The sequence below is a fragment of the Pseudomonas sp. LBUM1674 genome (assembly GCF_059695635.1).
Genome location: NZ_CP166779.1, coordinates 2,282,467 through 2,306,347, shown reverse-complemented (window position 1 = coordinate 2,306,347; position 23,881 = coordinate 2,282,467). Strand labels below are relative to the sequence as shown.

Here is a 23,881-nt window from a genome sequence, read left to right as displayed (position 1 = left end):
TGGAACCCTCCGGTCTTACGGCCGGGTCTTCACCACGGTGAACATTTTGATGCGATCGTGAATTTCCTGCACGGCATGCCGAAAAGGCTCATGTTTGCCGCTGATGGCCGGGTCTTCGAAATGCCACACGATCACCTCGTCGGACGACGGCATGCGGGAGGTATCTTCGGACGATTCATCACACAGGGTGATGAGATAATGAAATGGCTGCCCGTCAAACTCATCGAGTGACTTGCTGCGCAACCCCGTGGTGTCGATGCCGATGTGATCCAGAGTCTCAAGGGTGCGCGGGTCGATTTCACTGGCCGCAAGCCCGGCGCTGAAGGCCTCGAAGTGCTCGGAATCGGTGTGACGAAGCAGTGCTTCGGCCATCAGTGAGCGAATGTCATTTTTCGCGCAAACGAACAGCACCCGGAATTTGTCTGTCACGGTTCCTCTCCATTACGTCAGCTTGCCAAGATGGAAGTGCAACCAGCACTGCGCCAAGTGGTGGTTGAAGCTCAGTGTCTGGACATCAGCCCATGAAGAACGCCCAACCTTAGACCCGGCTCGGAGGGCGTCATCTGCGAGATACCAAAGACCTTGAAAGCCGCCAGCATCAGCACCAGGCCGCCAGGCAAGATGCTCAGACGATGGGTTTGCAAGCCCGCCAGACGAAGCTTCTTGACGTGCCCCACTTCCAGCAGACGCAACGACAGGCGCAACAGGCCGCTGTAGGTGATACCGCTTTGGCCAAAGTCGTTCAAGCCGTTGGCCTTGAGCACTTTGGCCAGCATGCGGGCGGTGCCTGAAGAGCCGATGGTCTGCTGCCAGCCGAGCGCACGATAACGTCGCGCAACTTTTTCAAACGCCAGCGTGGCGACTCGCTCCGCCTCCAGCAGCGTCTGGGCCGTGACGCTGCCTCCCGGAAAGTAACGCGCACCAAAGGTGCCGCTGCCGATGGCAATACTCTCGGTGACAAGCGGTTGCAGGCCCCTGCCCAGAATCAGTTCAGTGGATCCGCCGCCGATATCCACCACCAGGCGCATCTGTTCTGTACCCGGAACCGTATGGGCCACGCCGGCGTATACAAGTCGGGCCTCTTCATGCCCGGAGATGACATCGATACGAAAACCCAGGTGGCGCTCCGCGCTGGCCAGGAACAGTTGAGCATTGTCGGCTTCGCGCACGGCGCTGGTCGCCACCGCCCGCACCCGTCCGGCCTCGAAGCCGCGCAGCTTTTTGCCAAATCGCGCGAGCGCCTGCCATCCTCGATCCAGCGCCAGTTCGTCCAGCGCTCCGCCCTGGGCCCCCTCCGCCAAGCGGACAGGTTCACGCAGGGTTTTCACTTCCTGGATCACGAACTGCTGGTTTCGTTTGACCGACTGCCCAATCATCATGCGAAACGCATTGGACCCCAGGTCAATGGCCGCGAACAGAGGAGCGTCTCCTTTCATGGTGGGGATTCCTGGCAGATGCACAAGCCAGCGCCCAGCGTATCGCCGGGCGCAAGAGGGTTTGCCAGGAGCTTGCCAGACCTGGATGACACGCAGATGACACCGCCATCACTAGCCCCACACCCACGCCAGTCGCTCGATCACAGTGACCCGCGTTATTGCGTCTGTATCCAGTCAAGAAAACGTCTGATCGGCTGTTCATGGCCACGCCTTTGAAGATAGGCCAGATACCAGCCTCCGGGCTGCATGACGTCCGTTTGCGCGGGAATGACCAGACTGCCCAGGCGCAGATCGGCCTCGACCAGGAATTCGGGAACCACCACCACCCCTTGTCCGCTGATCGCCGCTTCAATTGCCAGCAAACAGCTGTCGAACCGCGGCACGTTTTTTTGCAGGGGGTTGGGCAGGCCGATGCTCCGGGCCCAGATCGAGGAGTCTTCAGTGGCCCCGGAAATCGCCAGGAACGGGACCTGACGCAGATCGTCAGGCGTCGCAATGGTCTTGGCCATGTCCTTTGAGCAGACCGCCACCAGCCGCTCCTGCCGCAACAGCGTATAGGTCAGGTTTGGTCGATCCGGTGTACGGGTGTAGATGATCCCGACGTCGGCACGGGCGGGATTGAACTCCCAATCCAACAGGCTGGCATCCAGGCTGACAGCAATTTCGGGCGAGGCTTCCTTGAACTTCTGAAGTCTGGGGATAAGCCAGCGGACGGCCACGGTGACATAGACCTGAACGGTCAAGGACGTCTGAGTCTGTTTCTCGCGAATGAGGTCGGTGGTGAGCGCGATGCGATCGAGGGCATCCTGGATCACCGGAAAGTACAGCTCGCCCTTTTCGTTGAGCTCCACCCGACCCGGTAATCGGCAAAACAGCGCTGTCCCGAGGTAGCGCTCCAGCGAAGCGATCTGGTGACTGATGGCCGACTGGGTAAGACTCAGCTCCTCGGCGGCACTTTTGAAGCTTCGCAAGCGCGCAGCGGATTCGAAGACTTTCAGCGTCGACAGGGGGGGAAGCGATCTCGAAATCATGCTTGCTCGCGACGTTAAAAAAATTCAAGCGGGGGTTAAATATACTCGTTTGCCTGGGGGGCAACGCAATTTCATACTCGGTCCATAAAAATAAACCAGGGGCACTGAAATGAACCGTTGTTTGCTTGCAACCTCAGCTTTTGCGCTTGCTTTCGGAGCCTGTTTCTTGTCGCCACCCACTGTCTCGGCCGCAGAGAAATGCGTGCGGGTGCTGGGGTACGAATCGGACGGCGAGAAGCAAACGATGGACCCGGCCGCGCTGATCGGCACCGACAGCGTCTATCACATCCGCGCTGTCTATGAACCCCTGGTCGATCGCAGCAATACCATGCAGCCGATCCCGGTCCTGGCGCAATCGTGGGCATCCAACGCGGACGCCACCGAATGGACCTTCCATCTGCGCGAAGGGGTGAAGTTCCACGACGGATCCGATTTCGACGCGGCGGATGTGGTCTATTCCTATCGTCGCCTGCTCGACCCGGCCATCTCCCCCGGTGGATTTTCCACCCTCTCCTTCCTCGACCCCGCCGGTATCACCGCGGTCGACAAGAACACGGTGAGATTCAAGGTCAAATCCCCGGTGGTCGAACTGCCGATGCTGATCGCGACCAAGTACGCCTTGATGGTTCCCGAGGGGGCCAAGGGTGCAGACCTTCGGACCAAGGGCGACGGGACCGGGCCTTTCATGCAAGAAACCTTCACTACCAACGGTCCTGTGCGGGTCATGCGGCGCAATCCCGCTTACTGGCGGGCCGGTCTGCCGAAAGCGGATTGCCTTGAGATCACCACCAGTCTCGAAGCGACTTCGCGCCTGTCGGCACTGTTGTCGGGCTCGGTCGATCTGTCGCTGGTCGTCGATCCGGCCAGCCTGATCTCGCTCAAAGGCAATCCGGCAGTCGATCTTGTATCGACGCCCGGTGCCACCTCGCTGTACCTGGCGGTCTGGACCAACACGGCGCCCTTCGATGATGTCAGGGTGCGTGAGGCCTTGAAGTTGGTCATGGATCGGCAAACCATCCTCGATACCGTGCTATTGGGCTACGGCGAAGTGGGCGGCGACACACCGATACCCCCCAGTTCACCGCTGAGCCTGGGCACTGCGCCGAAAGCCGCTGACATCAAACGGGCCAAGGCCTTGCTGGCCGAGGCGGGTCATCCCGATGGCATCGCGTTCGATCTTTACACGTCCGACTCCTACCCGGGCATGCTGTTACTGGCCCAGGTCTATGCCCAGATGGCAGCCGCCGCCGGCATAAAAGTGAACGTCATCACCTCGCCGGCCGAGGGTTACTGGGACACCATCTGGCTGAAGAAACCGGCGGTGATTTCGTACACCAGTGCGCGTCCGCCTGCGGAAGCCCTGACCCTGTCGCTCAACAGCCAATCGGAATGGAACGAGACGCACTGGAAGCGGGCGGATTTCGACGCGCTGGTGGTCAAGGCCGGGCAAACCTCGAACGAGCAAGAGCGCAACAAACTCTATCGCGATGCCCAGCGCATGGTCGCGCAAGAGGGCGGCATGATCCTTCCGGTCTTCTCTTCGGTGGTGGCCGGCCTGCGCAGAGGGTGTACCGGCTATTCGCCGAACGTCGACGTGAACCGCATCAACTATGCCGAGCTGGGCTGCGCCAAGTAGCCGCTCTGCACCCTCGCCCGACTTCAATCCAATCCATTCCACGGAGCCCGCTGGCTCCGGGGAGGAGGCTGTGCGCATGACGCTCCCTTATCTGTCCAGATTTCTTCAATGCTTCGCCGACGCGCTGGATCGCGATGATCAGCCCGTCGCACGATCCCATGCAAAACGCCTGCGCCTGTTGCAATCGGGCCTCTCGACCCTTCAGGACGTGCCTGCCGCACGAGTGCCGGTGCAGACACGTTGTGAAGACGAGCTACAGGCTTATACCGCCGATTGCGAACTGGCCAGCGCGCTCGCGGACCTCATGCCTGCGATCCACCTGACTCGCAGCGAGAGCTACCTGGCGGCCCCACCCAGCGCGGATTTCGGCAACAACTACGGCTATGGCGTGATCTGTGGACCCGATAGCGGACCACCGGCGCTGATGAAGGATGCGCACATCTCCTTCGGGCTGATGCTCCTGGGCCCCACAACCCACTATCCATTGCATAGCCACCCGGCCGACGAAATCTACTACACCGTCACGGGCCCGTCGTCCTGGCGAACGGGCGACGACGCATGGTCATCACGCAAGGCCGGTGAAATCATCCATCATCCGTCATGGATTCCCCATGCCACACTCGCGGGGGACAGACCTCTGGTGCTGTTGTACGTGTGGCAAGGCGATCTCGAGACCGATGCGGCTTTTACGCCTGACTCGATGGCCTCGGACTCAACCTTGACCACTCAGAGGGATAACTCGAAATGAGCATTCTTCGGCTTGTCATCAGCAGGGTCGCGCTATCGGCCGTTACGCTGCTGCTCGTCTCGCTCCTGATCTTCCTGATTCTCGAAGCCCTGCCGGGCGATGTCGCGACACGTATCCTGGGGCGTGACGCCACCGCCAAGGCACTGGAAGTGCTTCGCGAACAACTGCATCTGGGTGACCCCGCCTTCAGCCGTTACCTGCACTGGCTGGGCGATTTGCTGCACGGCAATCTCGGGGTCTCGATTGCAACCGGCCGCCCGATTGCCGACGTACTCGGCCCGCGCATCATCAATACGCTGTTGCTGTCGCTGCTGGCCTTTGCCATGTACCTGGTGCTGGCGATCGTGCCGGCCGTGATCCAGGCCACGCACCGAGGCAGCAAGGTCGACCACGTTATTTCGGTGGTGACGCTGGTGCTGTTGTCGCTTCCCGACTTTCTGCTGGCGACGATACTGCTGTTCATCTTCGCCGTGGCCCTGCCGATCCTGCCCGCGCTGGCGACGGTTTCCGACGCCGGCAGCTGGCTGGACAATCTGCGCGCGATGATCCTGCCGGCGGTGACCCTGGCCATCATCATGGCGGTGTACGCCATCCGGGTGCTGCGCGACAGCCTGATCGAGGTGCTGCGCTCGGATTATGTGCGCCTCGCCGAATTGAAAGGCTTGCGGCCTTATGCCGTGCTTTGGCGACACGCCATGCCCAATGCCATTGTTCCGGCGCTCAATATTACGGCCCTCAACCTGGGCTTCCTGATCGGCGGCGTGGTCATCGTCGAGCGGGTGTTCTCCTATCCCGGGTTCGGCACGCTGCTGATCGATGCCTTGCAGCTGCGTGACCTGCCGTTGATCAAGGCCACCGTGATGATCAGTGCCGCTGTCTACATCGCCGCCAACCTGGTGGCGGACATTGGCGCTGTATTACTTCAACCACGCCTGAGGACCAGCCGATGAGCCTGACCAACGTTATGTCCGGATTGCGCACGCCTGCGCTCTCCTCCTGGCCCGGACGCTGGCTGGCGATGCCCGGCTCGTTCAAGGTCGGATCGATGATTCTCGCGGCACACGTGCTGTTTGCCCTCATCGGTGTGTTCTGGACACCCTACGGTTTTGCGCAAATGGGCACCGGCATCCCGCTCTCCGGCATGTCGTGGCTGCATCCGATGGGGGTCGATCAAATCGGCCGCGATGTCCTCAGCCGTTTCATGTACGGGGCACACATCGTGTTGCTGCTGGCCCTGGCAGGCACCACGCTGGGGATGGTCGCCGGCACTGTTCTCGGACTGGTGTCAGGCTATCTCGGCGGTCTGTTCGACGAGATCGTGCAGCGTCTGGTCGAAGCCATGATCAGTATCCCGTTTCTCGCCCTGGCGCTGGTGACGATCATTGCCGCAGGCCCTGCCCTTGCCGGCGAGCCGGCACTCATCGTGCTGGTGGTCGGGCTGGTCTACACCCCGCGCATTGCCCGAATTGCCCGGGCGGCCGCGATGGAAATCGCTACCCGCGAATACGTGGCGGTGGCTGAGCTTCGGGGTGAGAGCACCTGGTCTATCGTGCGCAGGGAAATCCTGCCCAACACCGCCAATGTGTTGCTGGTCGAGTTCTCGTTGCGCATCAGCTATGCGCCCATCCTGATCGGCGCGCTCGGGTTCCTCGGTTTCGGCATCCGGCCGCCAACGCCCGAATGGGGCCTGATGATCAGCGAGAACCGTGGCCTGTTGATCGCCTCACCAGTGACGGTGTTCGGCCCCGGCCTGGGCTTCGCCTCCCTGGTGGTCGGCCTCAACCTGTTTACCGATGGCTTGTCGAGAATGCTCGGCCAACGGTCGGTGGTCGGCGCATGAATAACCATAAAGGTGTTGCAACCATGACTCAGCTGATCGAGATTCGTAACCTCGGCATCGCCTACGGCGGACAAACCGGATGGACCGATGTCGTGGAAGGGGTTTGCCTTGAAATCGCCCCCGGCGAGGCCTTCGGTCTCGTCGGGGAATCGGGCTGCGGCAAATCCACCGTGGCCTACCGGCTGCTCGGCTATGGCGCCGCCAACAGCCGCGTGCAGACCGGCCAGGTGTTATTTGAAGGCACAGACCTTCTGCAGCTCGACGCCCGGTCGCTGGCAGACCTGCGCGGTAATCGCATTGCCCTGGTCCCCCAGAATCCGACGACCGCGTTGAGCCCTGGCATGCGGGTCGGGCAGCAGATTCGCGAGATGATCCTGACTCACCGCGCACTGCCCGACGGGATCTCCATGGAGACCCGCATCACGGAACTGTTTGCCCTGGTCGGTCTGCCCGATGTCAGTCGGCGCTATCCCCATGAGTTGTCAGGCGGCCAGCAGCAACGCGTCACGATTGCCATGGCGGTGTCCTGCAATCCGGACCTGCTGGTTCTCGACGAACCGACCACGGGACTGGACGTCACCACCCAACGCCAGATCATCCAATTGTTGTCGGACCTGAGAAGCCGCATCGGCATGGCCATGCTCTACGTCACCCATGACCTGGCCCTGCTGGCACAAATTGCCGACCGCATTGGCGTCATGTATGCCGGCCAGCTGGTCGAGGTAGCGCCTTGCGCGCAGTTGCTGGCGCACCCTGCCCATCCCTATTCGCGCGGGCTGATCGCCTCGATCCCGTCGATGCTCCAGGGTCATGCCAGGGGTCGCGGCCTGCGGGGCATGCTGCGGCGCGATCAAATGGCCGAGGGCTGCAAATTCGAGCCCCGCTGCGACTTTGCGACAGCAAAATGTCGTTCGACCCCACAAGTGCTGGTGCCCGTGGCCGACGGGCAATCCGTGGCCTGCATGCGCTGGTCCGAGCTGGCCGACACGCAACATTCACCGGCGTCGGCGTCTATTGCCTTGCGACCGGAACGGCAGTCGACACCGCTGTTATCGGTGGACAATCTCTCGCTGTCCTACGCGCAGTCCGGGTGGTTCACAGAGTGGCTGGGCAAACGAACGGTGCCCATCGCACGGGATATCGATCTCGAACTGCGCGCCGGCGAGATCGTGGCATTGGTCGGTGAATCGGGCAGCGGCAAGTCGACGATCGCTCGCGCCATCAGCGGTCGACTGGCGCCAAAGTCGGGCACCATCAGTGTTGACGGGCAGGTGTTGGAGCCTACGCTCGCCGGCAGGTCGGTGCAGCAGTTGCGAGAGATTCAATACATCTTCCAGAACCCGGATGCCTCACTCAATCCGCGTCGCAGTGTCCGGGCCATCCTCGAGCGACCGCTGCAGCATTTCGCGATCGAATCGACCCCCGCCACCCTTGAGACGGCGTTGGAAAGTGTCGGTCTGCATGCGGGCTATCTCAATCGTTTCCCCGAACAGCTGTCCGGCGGCGAGCGCCAAAGGGTCGCCATTGCGCGTGCCCTGCTGGTCAATCCGAAGCTGCTGATCTGCGATGAAATCCTCTCGGCGCTGGATGTATCGGTGCAGACGAAAATCGTCGAATTGCTCCTGGCGCTCAAGGAGCAGCATGCGGTCGCGATGCTGTTCATCTCGCATGACCTGGCGGTCGTGCGGCAATTGGCCGATCGGGTCGCGGTGCTCTATCGCGGCGAATTGATGCAGAGGGTCGATACCGATGCGCTCTTCAATTCGCCCTTGCATCCCTATACCGAAATGCTCCTGCTGGCGGCCCCGGGCCTGCGCAAGGATGATTACGTGCCGAAACCGCCAGCGATGCCCGGCTCGCCATCCATCGCAGGTAACGGTTGTCCGCTGGCGGGTCGCTGCCCGCGGCAGATCGGCAGCCTGTGCGCAGAGCGTCGCCCTGCGCCGCAGATGACGCAGAGTGGTTTCATCCGCTGCCACATCCCGCTTGCCGAGCTGGCCCATCACAGTGACGTCTCGGTCAGTGCGCGACATGCTCAGGTATCGGGTCCTGCGTCGCCTTGTTTGCCGTATCGGTCGATAACCTGAGCTGCAGCGGTGTGTCAGGCAACATCAATGTCAAATGACAGTCCCTCTTCGCGAGCAAGCTCGCTCCCACAGTGGATTTTTGGTGTGAACACTATTGCATGAACACCCCCAATCCCTGTGGGAGCGAGCCTGCTCGCGAAAGCGGAGTGCCAGGCAACATCAGTATCGACTGACAGTCCCTCTTCGCGAGCAGGCTCGCTCCCACAGTGGATTTTTGGTGTGAACACTATTGCATGAACACCACCAATCCCTGTGGGAGCGAGCTTGCTCGCGAAAGCGGTGTGCCAGGCAACATCAGTATCGACTGACAGTCCCTCTTCGCGAGCAAGCTCGCTCCCACATTCTCAACTCATCCAATTACCACCATCGACGTTATACGTCTGCGCCACCACATATTCGCTCTCCGACGACGCCAGGAAAATCGCCATCCCCGTCAGATCCTCAGCCGTACCCATTCTGCCAAAAGGCACTTCCTGCCCCACGAGCTTTTTCTTTTCACCCAACGGCCGGTTTTCGAATTTGGCGAACATGGCATCGACGCCATCCCAATGCTCGCCATCCACCACGCCTGGCGCGATGGCATTGACATTGATCCCGTGCTTGATCAGCCCCAGGCCGGCTGACTGCGTCAGGCTGATAACCGCTGCCTTGGTTGCGCAATAAACCCCCACCAGCGCCTCTCCCCTGCGCCCCGCCTGACTGGCCATGTTGATGATCTTGCCGCCATGCCCCTGGCGGATCATCTGGCGCGCCGCGGCCTGCAGGGTGAACAGGGTTCCGGCGACGTTGATCGAAAACAGACGTTCGAAACTGTCGCGGGTGATGTCGACAATGGGCGCAAGGTCGAACAACGCAGCATTGTTGATCAGGATATCCAGCTTGCCTGTCTGCGCGATGACGGCAGCGATGGCGTTATCGATGGACGCCTGGTCGGTCACGTCCATTTCCACGGCGTAGGCGTTTGGCCCCAATTCGTCGGCCGTGGCCTGGGCTCGCTCCAGGTTGATGTCGGCGATGGCGACCGTTGCGCCTTCGTTGATATAGGCCTGGGCGAAGGCTCGTCCTATGCCGCGTGCCGATCCGGTCACCAGTGCACTTTTACCTTGCAGTCGTTTCATTGATTGTTCATCCGTTTGTTTGAATAGTCATGGCGTTGGAACCGTTGAGGAACAGACAAACGAAGATCAACTGTGGGAGCGAGCCTGCTCGCGAAGAGGCCGGTACATCCGGTACATCTTCGGCGACTGGAATACCGCCTTCGCGAGCAGGCTCGCTCCCACAATGATTTCGTTAAACCTGTGGGAGCGTGGCTGGACGACTCGATTACAGCAGCTTGGAAAGCCCCGGACAAATGCATGGCGGATGCTCGACCGATACTTTTTTAACCACACGCTGAAAAACTGCCCCGAAGTCAAAAAAGTATCAGTCGTGGTGCAATAGCGGTGCTAGCGGGAACTCGCCGAGAGGAGGTATGTTGGTCACACACGAAGATCAAATAACAATAAAAGGGGCATGCCATGCCTGATAGCCGAGCCGCTCTGTTCGAGCAGCGACCCGCCGAGCTGGAGATCATTCTCCCTGTGCCCGATCATTGCTTTCGCTGGTACGAACACGACTACCCCTACGCCCTGGCTCGCTGGAACCATCATCCTGAATTCGAGATTCATCTGATCCGCCAAGGCAGCGGCAAGCTGGTCGCCGGCGACTACATCGGTGCGTTTGGCGCAGGTCATGTCGCGCTGATCGGCCCCGACCTGCCCCATGACTGGATAGGCGACCTGGCACCCGGTGAATACCTGGCCGGACGCGATGTAGTGCTGCAGTTCGACGGCGCAGCCCTCCTGGCCTTGCGCGGCACCCTGCCTGAGCTGGGTGAGGTGCAGGACCTGTTTGCACGGGCCCGTCGTGGCCTGGAGTTCACCGGAGCAACCGCCGTCCAGGCCGCTCGATTGCTCGAAGCCATAGGTCCCGCGCAAGGGCTCGAACGCCTGATCCTCTTCCTGCAGCTGATCAACACGCTGAGCAAAGCGCCCACGCAGGATGCGCACTTACTGGCCAGTGCCTGCTATTTGCCTACCCTGGATGACCGCAGTTCCGAGCGAATCAACAAGGCCTTCGACTATCTGCTGACTGAGCTGACAGGCGACCCTCGGCTGTCGGTCATCGCTCAACGCCTGGACATGAGCGAACCAGGGTTTTCGCGCTTCTTCAAAAGGATTACCGGTCATGGCTTCATCGATCTCATGCGCAAGCTCAGGGTTCAACGCGCCTGCAGGCTGTTGTTGCAGACAGAGATGTCGGTGGCTGACATCTGTTTTGAGGTGGGCTACGCCAATCTCTCCAACTTCAACCGGCATTTCCGGATCGAAATGGACCAGACTCCGAGCGAATATCGTCGCGCAACGGCAATGACGCTGTTCAACCGCAACGCTGTTCATCCCACCCTTCCGTTCACCAAAGCCCATTGATTGAGTGGTGTCCGGTGATCGCCCCCTGATCAGCCAACAGCCATCACTCCAGGAAAAAACTGAGGAAATGACCATGGTATTGCCTCGCGCAATCGTATTTGGCGAAGCCCTGACCGACCTTGTCCAGGGTATGCCCGGACAATGGCAAGGCTATCCGGGCGGTGCGCCCTGGAACGTGGCACGCGCACTGAGTCGCCTGGGCGTCGGCAGCGCCTTCGCCGGATCCGTCAGCACCGACTCCCTGGGCGACGAGATCGCCAGGCAGTCGCAAGCGGCAGGTCTGGATATGCGATTTCTACAACGCGTGAACCGCGATCCCCTGGTCGCCATCGTCCCGTCGAGTCGCCCTCCGCGCTATTTTTTTGCCGGGGAGGCCGATCTGTTTTTTGATCCGGGCCTGCTGCCGCCAGGCTGGATCGAGCAGGCGCAAGTGTGTCATTTCAGCTGCATCAGCCTGGCTCGCCAGCCCCTGGGAGACCGCCTGGTAACGCTCGCCGAGCAAGCCAAGGGCGCCGGCAAACGAATCAGCTTTGACCCGAACTGGCGCAATTTGATGGACCGCCATTATCGGGAACAGACCTTCCCGACGATGACCGCCCTGGCCGACATGATCAAGCTGTCCGACGAAGACCTTCGCCACCTTTATCCGGGCTTGAGCGAACACCAGGCACTGGATGAGCTTCGCGCGATTAATCCCATGGCCGAGATCCTGTTCACCCGAGGTGAACACGGAATGCTGCTTCACACCCCCGACAGTCAGTACGAGCAGCCGGCGATCCCGGTGACCGTGGCCGATACTGTCGGTGCAGGGGACGCGTGCATGGCCGGCTGGCTTGCATCGGACTTGCTCGGCATTACCGACGTGCGCGAACGCCTGCGATTCTCGGCAGCCTGCGCCTCCCTGTCGTGCCGCCATGCCGGCGCCCATGCGCCGACCCTGGCCGATGTGAACGACCTGCTGCAAGCGTCAGCTGTGCAGTCGTAACACCGCTGAAACACTCAGCTTTTTGCTTCGCCAATACCCGACGGTCAACCGGGGGGCGGCCGGTTCCGATGCTACGCTTTCATCTCCTCGAGTAGAGTTGAAGCGATGCAAAAAGAACCCTCACTCCCCAGCCGCTCGGCGGTGCAGCGATGAAGCGAACCCTGATGGGTGGCATCGCCGTCGCGGTGATCAGTGCGATGACCTATGGACTCATCCAGTGGAACACCGTCGAACACCGCAAACAGGATGCGCTGTGCAGCGAAGCCAAGCAGGCGCTCAAAGGCGTGGAAATCCGCGCACGTGCGTTGGCCGCCGGATTGTCGGTAGAAGAGTACGCCAAGGATGAGGAAGCCAAAGTGGCGGCCTTGATCGATGCCCTCGACGCAGCGACCAATGAAGCCGAGGTCAACCGTGTGATAGAAGCTCACGCGGCCTCCATCGAAGCCCAGGCAGCGGCTATCGACGCGGAGGTCAATGCTCGAGGCGAGCAGATATTCCTCGACCAGCGACCAACGAAACGGCGGATACCGGTCGACGTCAGACAGGAACTGCAGCGCGCCGCGAAAGCGGTCAGCGTGGCGTGCAGTTAGCGTTGCGATCGCTCTGACACTTCATGTCAAACAATATTCATGCCAGTCACCCGCTCAACACCGCCTCCACCCATTGATACCCGGGCCAGTTTTGTCGCCAGTTGATACCATCCAGCACACTGGTATGAAGCTTTAATGTCTGGAAGAACTTTTGTGAACATCATCCGTCAGTGGTTACGACACCCCCACGCACGTCTCATCGCCCTCATCGGACTGGTTCTGATCATGCCCCTGTGCCTGCGTGCAGCGCTGGGCTGGTCGAATCCGCATGGCTACCTGTCGGACCTGTGCATTGCGAGCCTGCTCATCGTGCTCCTGCATCGTCGCCCCTGGTGGCTGGCCCTGCCGATATTGCTGGCCTGGGGCCTCATGACGGTGGCGACCGCCGAACTGGTCAGCGCGGTCGGCCGGCTGCCCAACCTCTCGGACTTGCATTACCTGATCGATCCGCAGTTTCTGGAAAACTCCACCGGCGGCGGATTCGCCCAACCCTGGTTAGCCGCCACCTTGCTGCTGGGACTGATTGCGTGGCTGTGCACCCATTGGCTGAGCCCTGCGACACCTGCACCGCGCTTGCCCCGTCATGCCTGGTCCGTGCCGCTGTTGCTGTTGATCGCTCACTGGGGTGCGCAACACCTGCAACCTACCGATGCCGACCAGTGGCACGTGTTCAACTTGCCGCACCAGGCGCTGGCCGCCGGCGTGGGCGAGGTTCAAGCGCGCGCAGAAGACTGGCTGGAAGGTGACGAGATCGATGTCGCCCCGCAGATGGCAGGACTCACCGAGCTCGACCTGACCGGCCAAAGACTGTTGGCAGCCCCGGGACGTGCACGCAACGTCTTGATCATTGCCCTGGAGGGCATTCCCGGCGCCTATGTCGGGGTCAACCGCCAGGCTCTGCAGAGCAGTTATCAAGAGAACCTGATGCCCCATCTCAGCCAGTGGGCGGAACGGGGCATGAACACGCCGGACTACGTGCTGCACAGCCACCAGACCATTCGTGGCCTGTACGCGATGCTCTGCGGCGATTACGACAAGCTCGACAATGGCACCCCCAAAGGCGTCGAGATGCTGACCCAGAGCGAACGTAACCAGGCCTGCCTGCCGGCACAATTGCGCAAGAACGGCTTCTCCACCCACTACCTTCAGGGCGCCGGGCTGCGCTTCATGGCCAAAGACAAGATCATGCCGCACATCGGTTTCGACGCGACCCATGGCCTCGAATGGTTCACCAATGCGTCCTACCTCGACTTCCCGTGGGGCAAGGATGACAAAGCCTTTTTCGAAGGCGCGCTGGACTATGTCGGCCAGCTGGAGAAAAAGAACACGCCGTGGATGCTGACGCTGCTCACGGTGGGTACCCACCAGCCCTACTCGGCCCCGGACGACTATTTGCAGCGTTATGACACCGCCAAGCAAGCCGCCGTGGGTTACCTGGACGATGCCCTTGGGCAATTCCTCAGCGGCCTGGAACGCCAAGGCATCCTCAAGGACACCCTGGTGGTGATCACGTCCGACGAATCCCACGGCATCGACGGCGTGCGCCTCGCTTCCTCCTGGGGCTTCAACCTGACACTGGCACCCGAGCAAGAGCAGCTGCCGCAGATCAAGACCGGGGTCTACGGACATGTCGACCTGAGCACCTCGATCCTCGATTATTTCGCCTTGCCTATCCCTCCGACCCTGAGCGGTCGCTCGCTGTTTCGCCAGTACGATACCGGCCGCGAGATCATGTCGTTCACCAACGGCAAGCTGCGCTACCACGATGGCCAGGGCACCTTCACCGAGTGCGACTTTCAACAACGCTGCCGGTATTACGCCAGCGAAGGCTTCATCGCCGAACGTGCCACCTTGACCGGTCAATACGGGGGCAAGCGTGCCCGCCAGATCGCGGCAAGAGCCGCAGCCCTGGATCACACCCTGTTGCAGACACCGCTGAACCTGCACTACCAGTTCGGCAGCCCGACCATCATTCCTCTCCAGGCGCAGATCAAGGATGACTGGGCCGACAACCTGATCGGCGCGCAGTACCTTGAAATGCCCAAAGGCTCACACACCCGCGTGCGCCTGACCGTGCGCTCGGTAGATCCACATCAGAACGCCTACATCCAGCTCAAGACCAAGGAGCTGGAACAGGATGTGCAATTGGGCCTGCCCAGCGAAATGCTCGTCACGGTTGACCAGCCACTGGAGATGGATTTCAGCTTCCCCAACCCGCAGTCGCGCAAGGCCTTCTCTTTCCATCTGCTGGGGTATGGATCGGGCGCGGTCGAAGTCAGTGACTTCAGTGTGATCACCGAACTGCCCGGGCAAGAGGAATCGCCGGCCGAGACCCTCGACGATGACATCGCCGAATCGAGCTGACCGGCGAACGACTCCTCCCCCCACGAGATGGCCCAGCCGACTGCACCCTGGCTTATGGTTGCACAAAGTCCAGAATCAGCCGGTTGACCTGCTCGGCCGCTTCCATCTGCACCATGTGTCCCTGACCCGGCAGGATCTCGACTTGCGCCGACAGCCCGGCGCTGTGGGTGGCAGGGATAATCGCGTCGTCGCTGCCCCAGATCAGCAATACCGGCTGGCGGCCTTCCAGCACCACGCCGCGTAGATCCGCTGTTTGCCGGCCATCGGCAAACAATCCCGAAATCAGCAGACGCAAGGCCGCGTCCACCCCTTCCAGGCGCTTGTACTTGAGCATGTCTTCAAGCATCTGCCGGTTGACCAGTTCCGCATTGGAGAACAGCTGGACCAATTGCGGCTTGAGGGCATTGCGGCTGGCCGCTTCGACAAATCCTTGCAGGTATTCACCGTTGATTTCGGTGCCCAGGCCGGCGCTGCCTATCAAGGTCAGCGAACGCACCCGCTGCGGTGCCAGGCGTGCGGTGTTGAGCGATACCGCACCGCCCATGGAGTGACCCACCAAATGCGCAACGGGAATATCCAGATGGTCGAGCAGTGCCAGCAGCACTGCGCTGAGCTCATCCAGGTCGCCCCGCTCCAATTGCTTGGCCGACTCGCCGTGACCCGGCAGATCGAGGGCGATCACCCGCCGCCCCGCGGCCAATGCTTCGTGATTGAACAACCAGTTGTTCAGATCGCCGCCAAAGCCATGTACCAACACCAACGGCACCCCGCCTTCGCCGCGCTCGAAGTAACGGATCAGCCGGCCGTCCAGCTCGACCTTCTGCGGCTTGGGCCCGCTGTCTTCCTCGGCGCCATCGCCGGGTACGAACGCGGCCTGGAACTGCTCGATCACCGCATCGATCTGCGCCTCGCTGGCCTCGCCGTCGACCACGATGCCGAGCAAGGCACCTACCGCGAGGGTTTCATCCTGGCGCGCGATCTGCCGGCGCAGTACTCCGGAAAAGGGCGCTTCGACACTGCTGGAAATCTTGTCGGTTTCCACATCCAGTACTTCATCGCCCTTGGTGATCGCCTGCCCTTCCTCCTTGAGCCAGACATCGACCCGGCCTTCGGTCATGGACAAGCCCCATTTGGGCATGGTCAAGGTATGGATCTGGCTCATGAACGCTTGCTCCATTCGATCAGTTTGAGCACGGCGTTTTCGATCTTCGCCGCGTCGGGGATGTAGAGATCTTCCAGGGCGTCGGAAAATGGCACCGGCGTATGCGGCGCGGTGACCATTTCAATCGGTGCCTTGAGTGAGGCGAAGGCCTTTTGCGCCACCAGGGCCGAGATATCGGTGGCCATGGAGCAGCGCGGGTTGGCCTCGTCGATCACCACCAGGCGCCCGGTCTTTTCCACGCTTTCGAGAATGCTGTCTTCATCCAGCGGGCTGGTGGTGCGCAGGTCGATGACCTCGCAGTCGATACCGCGCCCTGCCAGGCTGCGGGCGGCGTCCATCGCCGTGTTGACCGTGCGCCCATAGGACACCAGGGTCACGTCCTTGCCATCGCGCAGGAAGTTGGCTTCGCCGAAAGGAATGCTATAGAGCTCTTCCGGCACCTCGCCCTGCATGCTGTAGAGCAGTTTGTGCTCACAGAAGATCACCGGGTCGTTGTCGCGGATGGCCTGGATCAACAGCCCCTTGGCGTCATAAGGCGATGACGGACAGACGACTTTCAGCCCGGGGATGTGGGTCCACAGCGAAGTGAGCATTTGCGAGTGTTGGGCGGCGGCCCGCAGGCCCGCACCGACCATGGTGCGAATCACCAGCGGGGTGGAAGCCTTGCCGCCGAACATGTAGCGAAACTTGGCTGCCTGATTGAGGATCTGGTCCAGGCAGCAACCGGCGAAGTCGACGAACATCAATTCACACACCGGACGCACGCCACAGGTTGCTGCGCCTACCGCGGCACCGACATAGCCCAGCTCTGACAACGGTGTATCCAGCACTCGCCCGGGAAATTGGTGATAGAGGCCCTTGGTCACGCCCAGCACCCCGCCCCAGGCGTCGTTTTCACCGGGAGCACCGGCACCGCCGGCGACGTCTTCACCCATGATGAACACACTGGGATCGCGGCGCATTTCCTGGGCCAGGGCTTCGTTGATTGCCTGCTGATAGCTGATTTTTCTCGCCATGATGATGGTCTCGTTTTTTGTTATAGGGGGCGTTCAGGGATAGGAAACGTAGACGTCGGTGAGCAGGTCGGCCGCGCTCGGCTTGGGATCGGACTTGGCCTTGCGCACAGCGTTCTCGATCAGCAGGTCCACTTCGCTATCGATCTGGTCCAACTGGCTGGCATCGACCACTGCCGAGCGGGTGGTGCTGTCGCGAAATTGCATCAGGCAGTCGTTGTGCTCGCGGAAATACTTGACCTCATCCGGCGCCCGGTAGGTCTGGGCATCGCCCTCGAAGTGACCGTAGTAACGGGTCAGTTTGACCTCGATCAGCGACGGTCCTTCGCCTGCGCGGGCCCGCTCGACAGCGGCACCGGCCGCTTCGTGAACGGCGAAAAAATCGAAGCCATCGACCGTGACCCCAGGCATGCCGAAACCCGCGGCGCGGTCGGCGATGTGATCGCAGGCCACTGACCAATTGGAGGCCGTGGCCTCGGCGTAACCGTTGTTCTCGGCGATGAACAGGCACGGCAGGTTCCATACGGAGGCCATGTTCATCGCCTCGAATACCGCGCCTTCGTTGGAACCGCCGTCACCGAAGAACACCACCGCGACGCTGTCGGTCCCCTTGAGCCTGGCGGCCAGCGCTGCGCCCACGACCAAGGGTGCACCGGCGCCGACGATGCCGTTGGCACCGAGCATGCCCTTTTCGAAATCGGCAATGTGCATGGAGCCACCCTTGCCCTGGCAGACCCCGGTTTTCTTGCCGTAGATCTCGGCCATCATCCCGTACACATCCACGCCCTTGGCGATGCAATGGCCATGGCCCCGGTGGTTGGACGCGATGCAATCGTCATCCCTCAGGTGAGCCATGACACCGGCGGCCGAAGCCTCTTCGCCGGCATACAGATGGACGAAACCCGGGATCTCGCCGGTGGCGAACTCCACGTGCAGGTGCTCTTCGAAAACGCGGATGGTGCGCATCACCCGGTAGGCATGCAGTAATTGTTCAGCGGTCAACTGTGTCGACATTTTTATTCTCCAGGGTGTCTTGAGACTCAAGGTTCAGAGGGTGTCGCGGGTGTTCACGGCCGATGGCCAGCAGCCGCTGTCGTGCTGCATAGGCCAGGGCCGTATGGACATCGATGCTCAGCGGGCCGCCGGCATCGAGGGTTACGGTGGGCAGGTCCTGGGCGTTGAATTCGATTTCCCGCTCGCCATCCAGGGCCAGGGTGCCGCTGGCCAGGCATAGGCGATGGGCCACGCCAGGCTCCAGGCTGCCGGCGGCCAACACGCCGCAGCCTTGCAGCAGGCCAGGCGCCAGTGGCACCAACAGGGCTTCGGGTGAATGCGGATCAAGGCGCATCCATGCCCCACCCGGGGCTTGGCGCGATACCGGAAACCAGAGGCCGCAAAGGGCCGAAATGCCAATGGACTGGGGTTCGGCGAAGGTCACAAATACCTCGGCCAGATCAATCCCACGGCTGATTGCACGGGCACCGATAAAGGGCAGCGAGGACACTGCCACGTCCACCAGCGCCACTTCGCACAAGTCGCGACTCGGCACCCGCACCAGTAGACGCTTGTTGCGGCGCAAGGCGATTTCGGGGGGAATCCGCCCGCTGGCGAATAACCCGCCGGCCAACCCTGCGCTGGTGGCTTCACGCAACTCCGGGAAGGCGTTGTTGGTACCGGTGGACAGCGTCAGCAGTGGAATGTCGCCGACTTCGGCCGCCACCGCCTTGTGGGTGCCGTCACCGCCGAGTACGGCGATCAGCGACACGCCGCGTTCAGCCATCCAGCGTGCTGCCTGACGAGTGTCCGCCACGCTCTGACGCAAGGTGATATCGAGGAACTCCAGGGTTGGCCAGTGGCTGTCGCGCGCCTGCCGACCCTGACTGTTCTTCAGCACTGCAGCGGCGATGCCGGTCATGTCGGTGGGCATCAGCACCCGTTCGACGCCGGTGGCGCCAAAAGCCGCCAGCAGACGCTGGATCACCGAGACCTTGTCGGTGCTGGAAAACAGCCCGGCGTTCGCTGTCAGACGCCGTACGTCGCGACCCGACGCCGGGTTGGCAATGATGCCGACGGTCAGGGGCAAGCGACTCATGCCGCCACCACAGGCAGAACAGGGAAAGAGCCTCGGCATGAGGACATAGGGCACCTCTTTTTTATTATCGGGTCGCTTGTCAGGCTGGTTGAAAGTCGGACTGTTGCAAGCGCTAGAGCAAGGCCGGTGCCAGATTCGCAAAAAAGCGCCAGGACACCTGTTCCAGAGCGGTATTGCGCGGTGTTACAGGTGATCCGGATCTCGCTTGAATGAGACGTCCCATGTCAGCCAACACGGGCTGGCCATGAGACGCTGAGACGTTGCGTCTCACCTTCGCCGTGGGTGAACCGACGCTTGTCGAGCGTCCATGAACGGCGCTTAATAGCCGCACAACTAAAAGAAGATGGAACCGGAGGCCTTAATGCTTTCCGCACACTCGAAGGCGCATGTCGATTGCGTCAGCCGTGTCTTGAAAAATGCAGCGCACCTGCCGCAGTTGCCGGTGCCGGAGTTGATACTCGATTCCTGGCGCCGCTCCATGGAGCAACACCACCTGGACCCGGGCTCATTACAAGGTCCACGGATCCTTTCACCGAACGTGCTGCAGGAGTGCCGGGAACGCTCCGAGCTGTTCCTGCGCATCGCCAGCGAAGAAGTCGCCCGCCTCCATGGCCGGGTGCGCGATGCCGACTATTGCGTGCTGCTCACCGACGCCCAGGGCCAGACCATCGACTACCGCGTGGAAAGCACCCTGCGCAATGACTGCCGCAAAGCGGGCCTGTACCTCGGCACCTGCTGGTCGGAAGGCGAGGAAGGCACCTGTGGCGTGGCCGCGGTGCTGACCGCGCGCGCACCGGTCACAGTGCACAAGCACGATCACTTTCGCGCCGCTTTTATCGGCCTCACCTGCTCTGCCGCACCGGTCTTCGACCACCGAGGCGAATTGCTCGGGGTGCTCGACGTATCCGCGGTGCGCTCCCCGGACGACCGTCGCTCCCAACACCTGATCCGGCAGATGGTGGTGCAAAGCGCGCGGGAAATAGAACAGGCATTTTTCATGAGCAGTGCCCAGGGTTATTGGGTGCTGCGGGCTCATGACAGCCCGGGTTACGTTGACAGTCAACCCGACTACTTGCTCGCATGGGACGACGAGGGCCGACTGCAGGCGCTGAACCCCGCGGCGCGGCAACTATTGCTGCAAGGCTTTGGTCGACTGCCGGAACACATCAGCCAGGTGTTTGATCAGCAATTGTTGCATCGGGCCCGGGACGAATCGCTCTGCCTGCTTCAATGCCAGGGTGGCCGCCATGTCTTGCACGGGCGGCTCAGCATGCCTCGTCGAGCACAACGCAACCCTGCGCGTCGGGTACCCACACAAGCCGAACTTGACCCGCGGCTGGAAGAAGGCCTGCGCCTGGCAGTCCGGGTCAAGGATCGCAATTTACCCGTGCTGATCCAGGGCGAGACCGGCTCCGGCAAGGAAGTTTTCGCCCGCCAGCTGCACCAGGCCAGTCGCCGCTGCGAGCGGCCTTTTATCGCGGTGAACTGCGCGGCCATTCCGGAAAACCTGATTGAAAGCGAGCTGTTTGGTTATGTACCCGGCGCCTTCACCGGTGCGTCGAGCAAAGGCATGCAAGGCCTGCTGGAACAAGCCGATGGCGGCACCCTGTTTCTCGATGAAATCGGCGACATGCCCCTGCCCTTGCAAACCCGGCTACTGCGAGTTCTGGCCGAGGGCGAAGTGGCGCCGCTGGGGGCGTCACGCAGCAAAGCGATCGACATTCAGGTCATCTGTGCAAGCCATCGCGACCTGGAAGCACTGGTCAACGCTGGCGCGTTTCGCGAAGACCTGTATTTTCGCCTCAGTGGCGCGCGCTTCCTATTACCGCCGTTGCGCGAACGCAGTGATCGACTGGCCTTGATCAACCGGATACTGGACGAAGAATCGGCGGCCTGCGGTGTATCGATGCAACTGGGCGACGCCGCCCTGGAATGCCTGCTTGGCTACCGCTGGCCGGGCAACGTACGCGAACTGCGGCATGTACTGCGTTACGCCTGCGCGGTGTGCGAGACCCACCTGATTCTGTCGAGCGACTTGCCCGGGCAACTGCTCGGCCACGGCGTCGATGATCCGATCCCGGGCGACTGCGTGGAACGTTGCGCAAGTCCGGAACGCCAGGCACTCATCGATGCCCTGGTCCGTCATCGCTGGAAACCCACTGCCGCGGCCAAGGCTTTGGGCATCTCTCGGGCCACGCTGTATCGACGAGTGCATCAGCATGCCATCGATATGCCGGGCAGAGGTCGAACGTGAAACGGTGGCTGTCGACAGAATGGCACAACGAACAGCCATCGCTGCTGCAGAGTAATAGGGTGATTTCTTGAGGAAAAAGAACGCACTCCAGAAGGCAGGGACAAATTTTTGACGCCTGAAACAAGTTGGATCCGATTGATTATTTAGCTGCTACCATTCCGGAAGGATGGCCATGATATAGGGACATGGGATGAGCAGCGCAGCTAAGCACGGTTGGAAATGGGCCTACGAAAAACTTCGTGGATTGCACTGCTCCCGAACCACGGCGCTCTACCGGGCGCCCCTCTATTGGCTGCGCGGCGACACCGGATCCTGATGCCGACGCTGTCGAACACCACGTTCACACCCACGCCGTCCGTCAACTCGCGCACGCGCTGGGCGACATCTTCGTGGCTGTAGTTGATGACGTGATCGCAGCCATGGGCCCGGGCAATGTCACCCTTGATCTCGGTGGACACGGTGCCGATCACGTTCAGGCCAAGCAGCTTGGCCCACTGCGAAACGATCAGGCCGACACCACCGGCAGCCGCGTGCAGCAGAATGCTGTCGCCGGGTTTGAAGTCGTAGATGCGACGCATCAGGTACGACGACGTCAGGCCGCGCATGGTCATGGCGGCGGCCGTCTCGAAACTGATGGTTTCCGGCAGCTTGATCAACGGCGCGGCCGGGATCAGGCGTTCGGTACTGTAGGCACCCAGGGTGTTGAGAAAACCGGTGTAGGTGACGCGATCGCCCACCTGTACGTTGGTCACCCCTTCGCCGATGGCCTGGACCACACCGGACGCTTCAACCCCCATGCCATTCGGCATCGGGATCGGGTAGGTGCCATTGCGAAAATAGGTGTCGGCATAGTTCAGGCCGACCGCCACATGACGAAGACGGACCTGGCCTGGCCTGGACCGGGTTCGCCGACGTCGACCTCTTCATAGCGCAGGACGTCGGGACCACCGGTTTCGTAGAAGCGTACGGCGTTGGCCATGTTGTCTTGTTCTCCAGTCTGTGCAGCGTCGATTTGCGCTGATTGGACTGTAGGACGCAGCCTGGCCAGCCGCTTCTCATCAGACGACAATGGCTTTTCATTTCATGACAGTTGGCCGCCGGCATCAGTGCATGCGGTGGATGACTTATCCGGTGCCCAGTCCGGATCAGGTTTTGAAAAGCTCCGCGCCCATGAAGTCGATGAATGCGCGTAGCTTCGGCGCCCGGTGCTTGCTCGATGGCCAAAGCATGCGGAAGGTGCCCTGATGCTGGTTGAAGTCGTCCAGCACCGTCACCAGTTCGCCGGCCGCAATGGCATCACGCACCATGAAGTCCGGCAGGCAGGCGATTCCAAGTCCATCGCGGGCGATGTGAAACAGGGCTTCGGTGGTGTTGCATACCATCGAGGCCAAGAGGACGGGTTCTGCCTCGCCCTCCTGCCTGCCCAAGGGCCATGACTCGAACTTGCCGGTACTCGGGAACTTATGTTGCAGGCAGGCGTGGCCCGTCAGGTCGGCGGGCACGCGCGGAGTGCCGCGCGCGGCGAAGTAAAAGGGCGAGGCGACTAGCAGCAGCTTGAAGGTGCCCAGTGCACGGGACATCAACCGGGAATCAGTCGGTTCTCCAGTGCGAATGACGGCATCGAATCCGTCCTCGATTACATCGACCATCCGATCCGAGAAATCAACGTCCAACTCGATGGCGGGGTAGCGGTGCATGAAGGCCGTCAGCGCCGGCATGACCAAGCTGCTGACCAGCGGCATGCTCACGCGCAACTTGCCTCGGGGCGCCTGCCGGGTTTGCGACAGTTCCAATTCTGCCGCCTCGACCTCGCAGAGGATGCGCCGGCAACGCTCCAGGAATAGCGTGCCCTCGGCGGTCAGCGTGATGCTGCGCGTGCTGCGGTGGAGCAGGCGCACGCCCAGCCGCTCCTCCAGCCGGGCCACGCTCTTGCCCACGGCGGAAGACGAGACGCCGAGCACGCGCCCGGCTTGCGAAAAGCTACGGTCTTGCGCCGCCTGCACGAAGAACGTGATGCCGTTAAGGGAGTCCATTCTTCACCGTTCTAAGAAAATTTGTCCGATATGTTCGGAACCTTAGCCTATTTTTCTTAATCGAGCCCGCACTTACGCTGACGGCTGCACAGGTTGGATCCGGCTGTCTTGCTTGGCTTTCGAGATATGGGACGGCTGCCTG

Annotated in this window: 19 protein-coding genes and 1 pseudogene; 10 read left to right on the top strand and 10 right to left on the bottom strand. The window is 61.4% G+C overall.

Going from position 1 to position 23,881, the window contains the following annotated elements:
• Positions 1-15 precede the first annotated feature (15 nt).
• From ACA067_RS10810 to ACA067_RS10800, 3 genes are all read right to left on the bottom strand, one after another.
• Complete coding sequence (locus ACA067_RS10810) at positions 16-429, bottom strand: arsenate reductase ArsC (protein ID WP_497461733.1); 414 nt, start codon at positions 427-429, stop codon at positions 16-18.
• Between the two features lie 71 nt (positions 430-500).
• Entirely contained in the window at positions 501-1,436 is a 936-nt protein-coding gene (locus ACA067_RS10805; RefSeq protein ID WP_497461732.1) for a Ppx/GppA phosphatase family protein, read from the bottom strand.
• A gap of 155 nt (positions 1,437-1,591) precedes the next feature.
• Positions 1,592-2,467, bottom strand: coding sequence for a LysR substrate-binding domain-containing protein (locus ACA067_RS10800; protein ID WP_497461731.1), 876 nt, complete (start codon positions 2,465-2,467; stop codon positions 1,592-1,594).
• A gap of 166 nt (positions 2,468-2,633) precedes the next feature.
• On the opposite strand from ACA067_RS10800, the gene ACA067_RS10795 reads away from it, so the two are divergent.
• The 5 genes from ACA067_RS10795 (at position 2,634) to ACA067_RS10775 (ending at position 8,778) form a co-directional block, all read left to right on the top strand.
• A complete protein-coding gene (locus ACA067_RS10795; RefSeq protein WP_497461730.1) occupies positions 2,634-4,103 on the top strand; it encodes an ABC transporter substrate-binding protein in 1,470 nt (489 codons plus the stop codon).
• A 76-nt stretch (positions 4,104-4,179) separates the two neighbouring features.
• On the top strand, positions 4,180-4,851 hold the full coding sequence (locus ACA067_RS10790; protein ID WP_497461729.1) for a dimethylsulfonioproprionate lyase family protein: 672 nt from the start codon (positions 4,180-4,182) through the stop codon (positions 4,849-4,851).
• Entirely contained in the window at positions 4,848-5,801 is a 954-nt protein-coding gene (locus ACA067_RS10785; RefSeq protein ID WP_497461728.1) for an ABC transporter permease, read from the top strand. Before ACA067_RS10790 ends, ACA067_RS10785 begins: the two co-directional genes overlap by 4 nt.
• Complete coding sequence (locus ACA067_RS10780) at positions 5,798-6,691, top strand: ABC transporter permease (RefSeq protein WP_497461727.1); 894 nt, start codon at positions 5,798-5,800, stop codon at positions 6,689-6,691. Before ACA067_RS10785 ends, ACA067_RS10780 begins: the two co-directional genes overlap by 4 nt.
• 23 nt (positions 6,692-6,714) lie before the next feature.
• Positions 6,715-8,778: an ABC transporter ATP-binding protein gene (locus tag ACA067_RS10775; protein WP_497461726.1), complete on the top strand. Its 2,064-nt coding sequence runs from the start codon at positions 6,715-6,717 to the stop codon at positions 8,776-8,778.
• 344 nt (positions 8,779-9,122) lie between these two features.
• Here the strand turns inward: ACA067_RS10775 and ACA067_RS10770 are convergent, their stop codons facing one another.
• A complete protein-coding gene (locus tag ACA067_RS10770) occupies positions 9,123-9,896 on the bottom strand; it encodes an L-iditol 2-dehydrogenase (protein ID WP_497461725.1) in 774 nt (257 codons plus the stop codon).
• 399 nt (positions 9,897-10,295) lie between these two features.
• Here ACA067_RS10770 and ACA067_RS10765 point away from each other — a divergent pair, with 399 nt between their 5' ends.
• The 4 genes from ACA067_RS10765 (at position 10,296) to ACA067_RS10750 (ending at position 15,185) form a co-directional block, all read left to right on the top strand.
• On the top strand, positions 10,296-11,246 hold the full coding sequence (locus ACA067_RS10765) for an AraC family transcriptional regulator (RefSeq protein WP_497461724.1): 951 nt from the start codon (positions 10,296-10,298) through the stop codon (positions 11,244-11,246).
• A gap of 73 nt (positions 11,247-11,319) precedes the next feature.
• Complete coding sequence (locus ACA067_RS10760) at positions 11,320-12,231, top strand: carbohydrate kinase family protein (RefSeq protein WP_497461723.1); 912 nt, start codon at positions 11,320-11,322, stop codon at positions 12,229-12,231.
• Between the two features lie 149 nt (positions 12,232-12,380).
• Complete coding sequence (locus ACA067_RS10755; RefSeq protein ID WP_497461722.1) at positions 12,381-12,821, top strand: hypothetical protein; 441 nt, start codon at positions 12,381-12,383, stop codon at positions 12,819-12,821.
• 135 nt (positions 12,822-12,956) lie between these two features.
• Positions 12,957-15,185, top strand: a complete 2,229-nt coding sequence (locus ACA067_RS10750; protein ID WP_497461721.1) for an LTA synthase family protein — start codon at positions 12,957-12,959, stop codon at positions 15,183-15,185.
• 52 nt (positions 15,186-15,237) lie between these two features.
• Here ACA067_RS10750 and ACA067_RS10745 read toward each other — a convergent pair whose 3' ends face one another.
• The 4 genes from ACA067_RS10745 to ACA067_RS10730 are packed head-to-tail and all read right to left on the bottom strand — an operon-like array spanning position 15,238 to position 19,452.
• Positions 15,238-16,347 (bottom strand): acetoin dehydrogenase dihydrolipoyllysine-residue acetyltransferase subunit, encoded by a 1,110-nt coding sequence (locus ACA067_RS10745; RefSeq protein WP_497461720.1) that lies wholly within the window; start codon positions 16,345-16,347, stop codon positions 15,238-15,240.
• Positions 16,344-17,363: an alpha-ketoacid dehydrogenase subunit beta gene (locus tag ACA067_RS10740; protein ID WP_497461719.1), complete on the bottom strand. Its 1,020-nt coding sequence runs from the start codon at positions 17,361-17,363 to the stop codon at positions 16,344-16,346. The genes ACA067_RS10745 and ACA067_RS10740 overlap by 4 nt, the downstream gene beginning before the upstream one ends.
• 33 nt (positions 17,364-17,396) lie before the next feature.
• Complete coding sequence (locus ACA067_RS10735) at positions 17,397-18,374, bottom strand: thiamine pyrophosphate-dependent dehydrogenase E1 component subunit alpha (RefSeq protein WP_497461718.1); 978 nt, start codon at positions 18,372-18,374, stop codon at positions 17,397-17,399.
• Positions 18,352-19,452: an ATP-NAD kinase family protein gene (locus tag ACA067_RS10730; protein WP_497461717.1), complete on the bottom strand. Its 1,101-nt coding sequence runs from the start codon at positions 19,450-19,452 to the stop codon at positions 18,352-18,354. Before ACA067_RS10730 ends, ACA067_RS10735 begins: the two co-directional genes overlap by 23 nt.
• Positions 19,453-19,813: 361 nt before the next feature.
• On the opposite strand from ACA067_RS10730, the gene ACA067_RS10725 reads away from it, so the two are divergent.
• Complete coding sequence (locus ACA067_RS10725) at positions 19,814-21,706, top strand: sigma-54-dependent Fis family transcriptional regulator (protein ID WP_497461716.1); 1,893 nt, start codon at positions 19,814-19,816, stop codon at positions 21,704-21,706.
• A gap of 317 nt (positions 21,707-22,023) precedes the next feature.
• Here ACA067_RS10725 and ACA067_RS10720 read toward each other — a convergent pair.
• Positions 22,024-22,685: pseudogene (locus ACA067_RS10720) on the bottom strand (quinone oxidoreductase family protein); the annotation flags it as partial.
• 166 nt (positions 22,686-22,851) lie between these two features.
• Entirely contained in the window at positions 22,852-23,739 is an 888-nt protein-coding gene (locus tag ACA067_RS10715; RefSeq protein ID WP_497461715.1) for a LysR family transcriptional regulator, read from the bottom strand.
• Between the last annotated feature and the right edge of the window lie 142 nt (positions 23,740-23,881).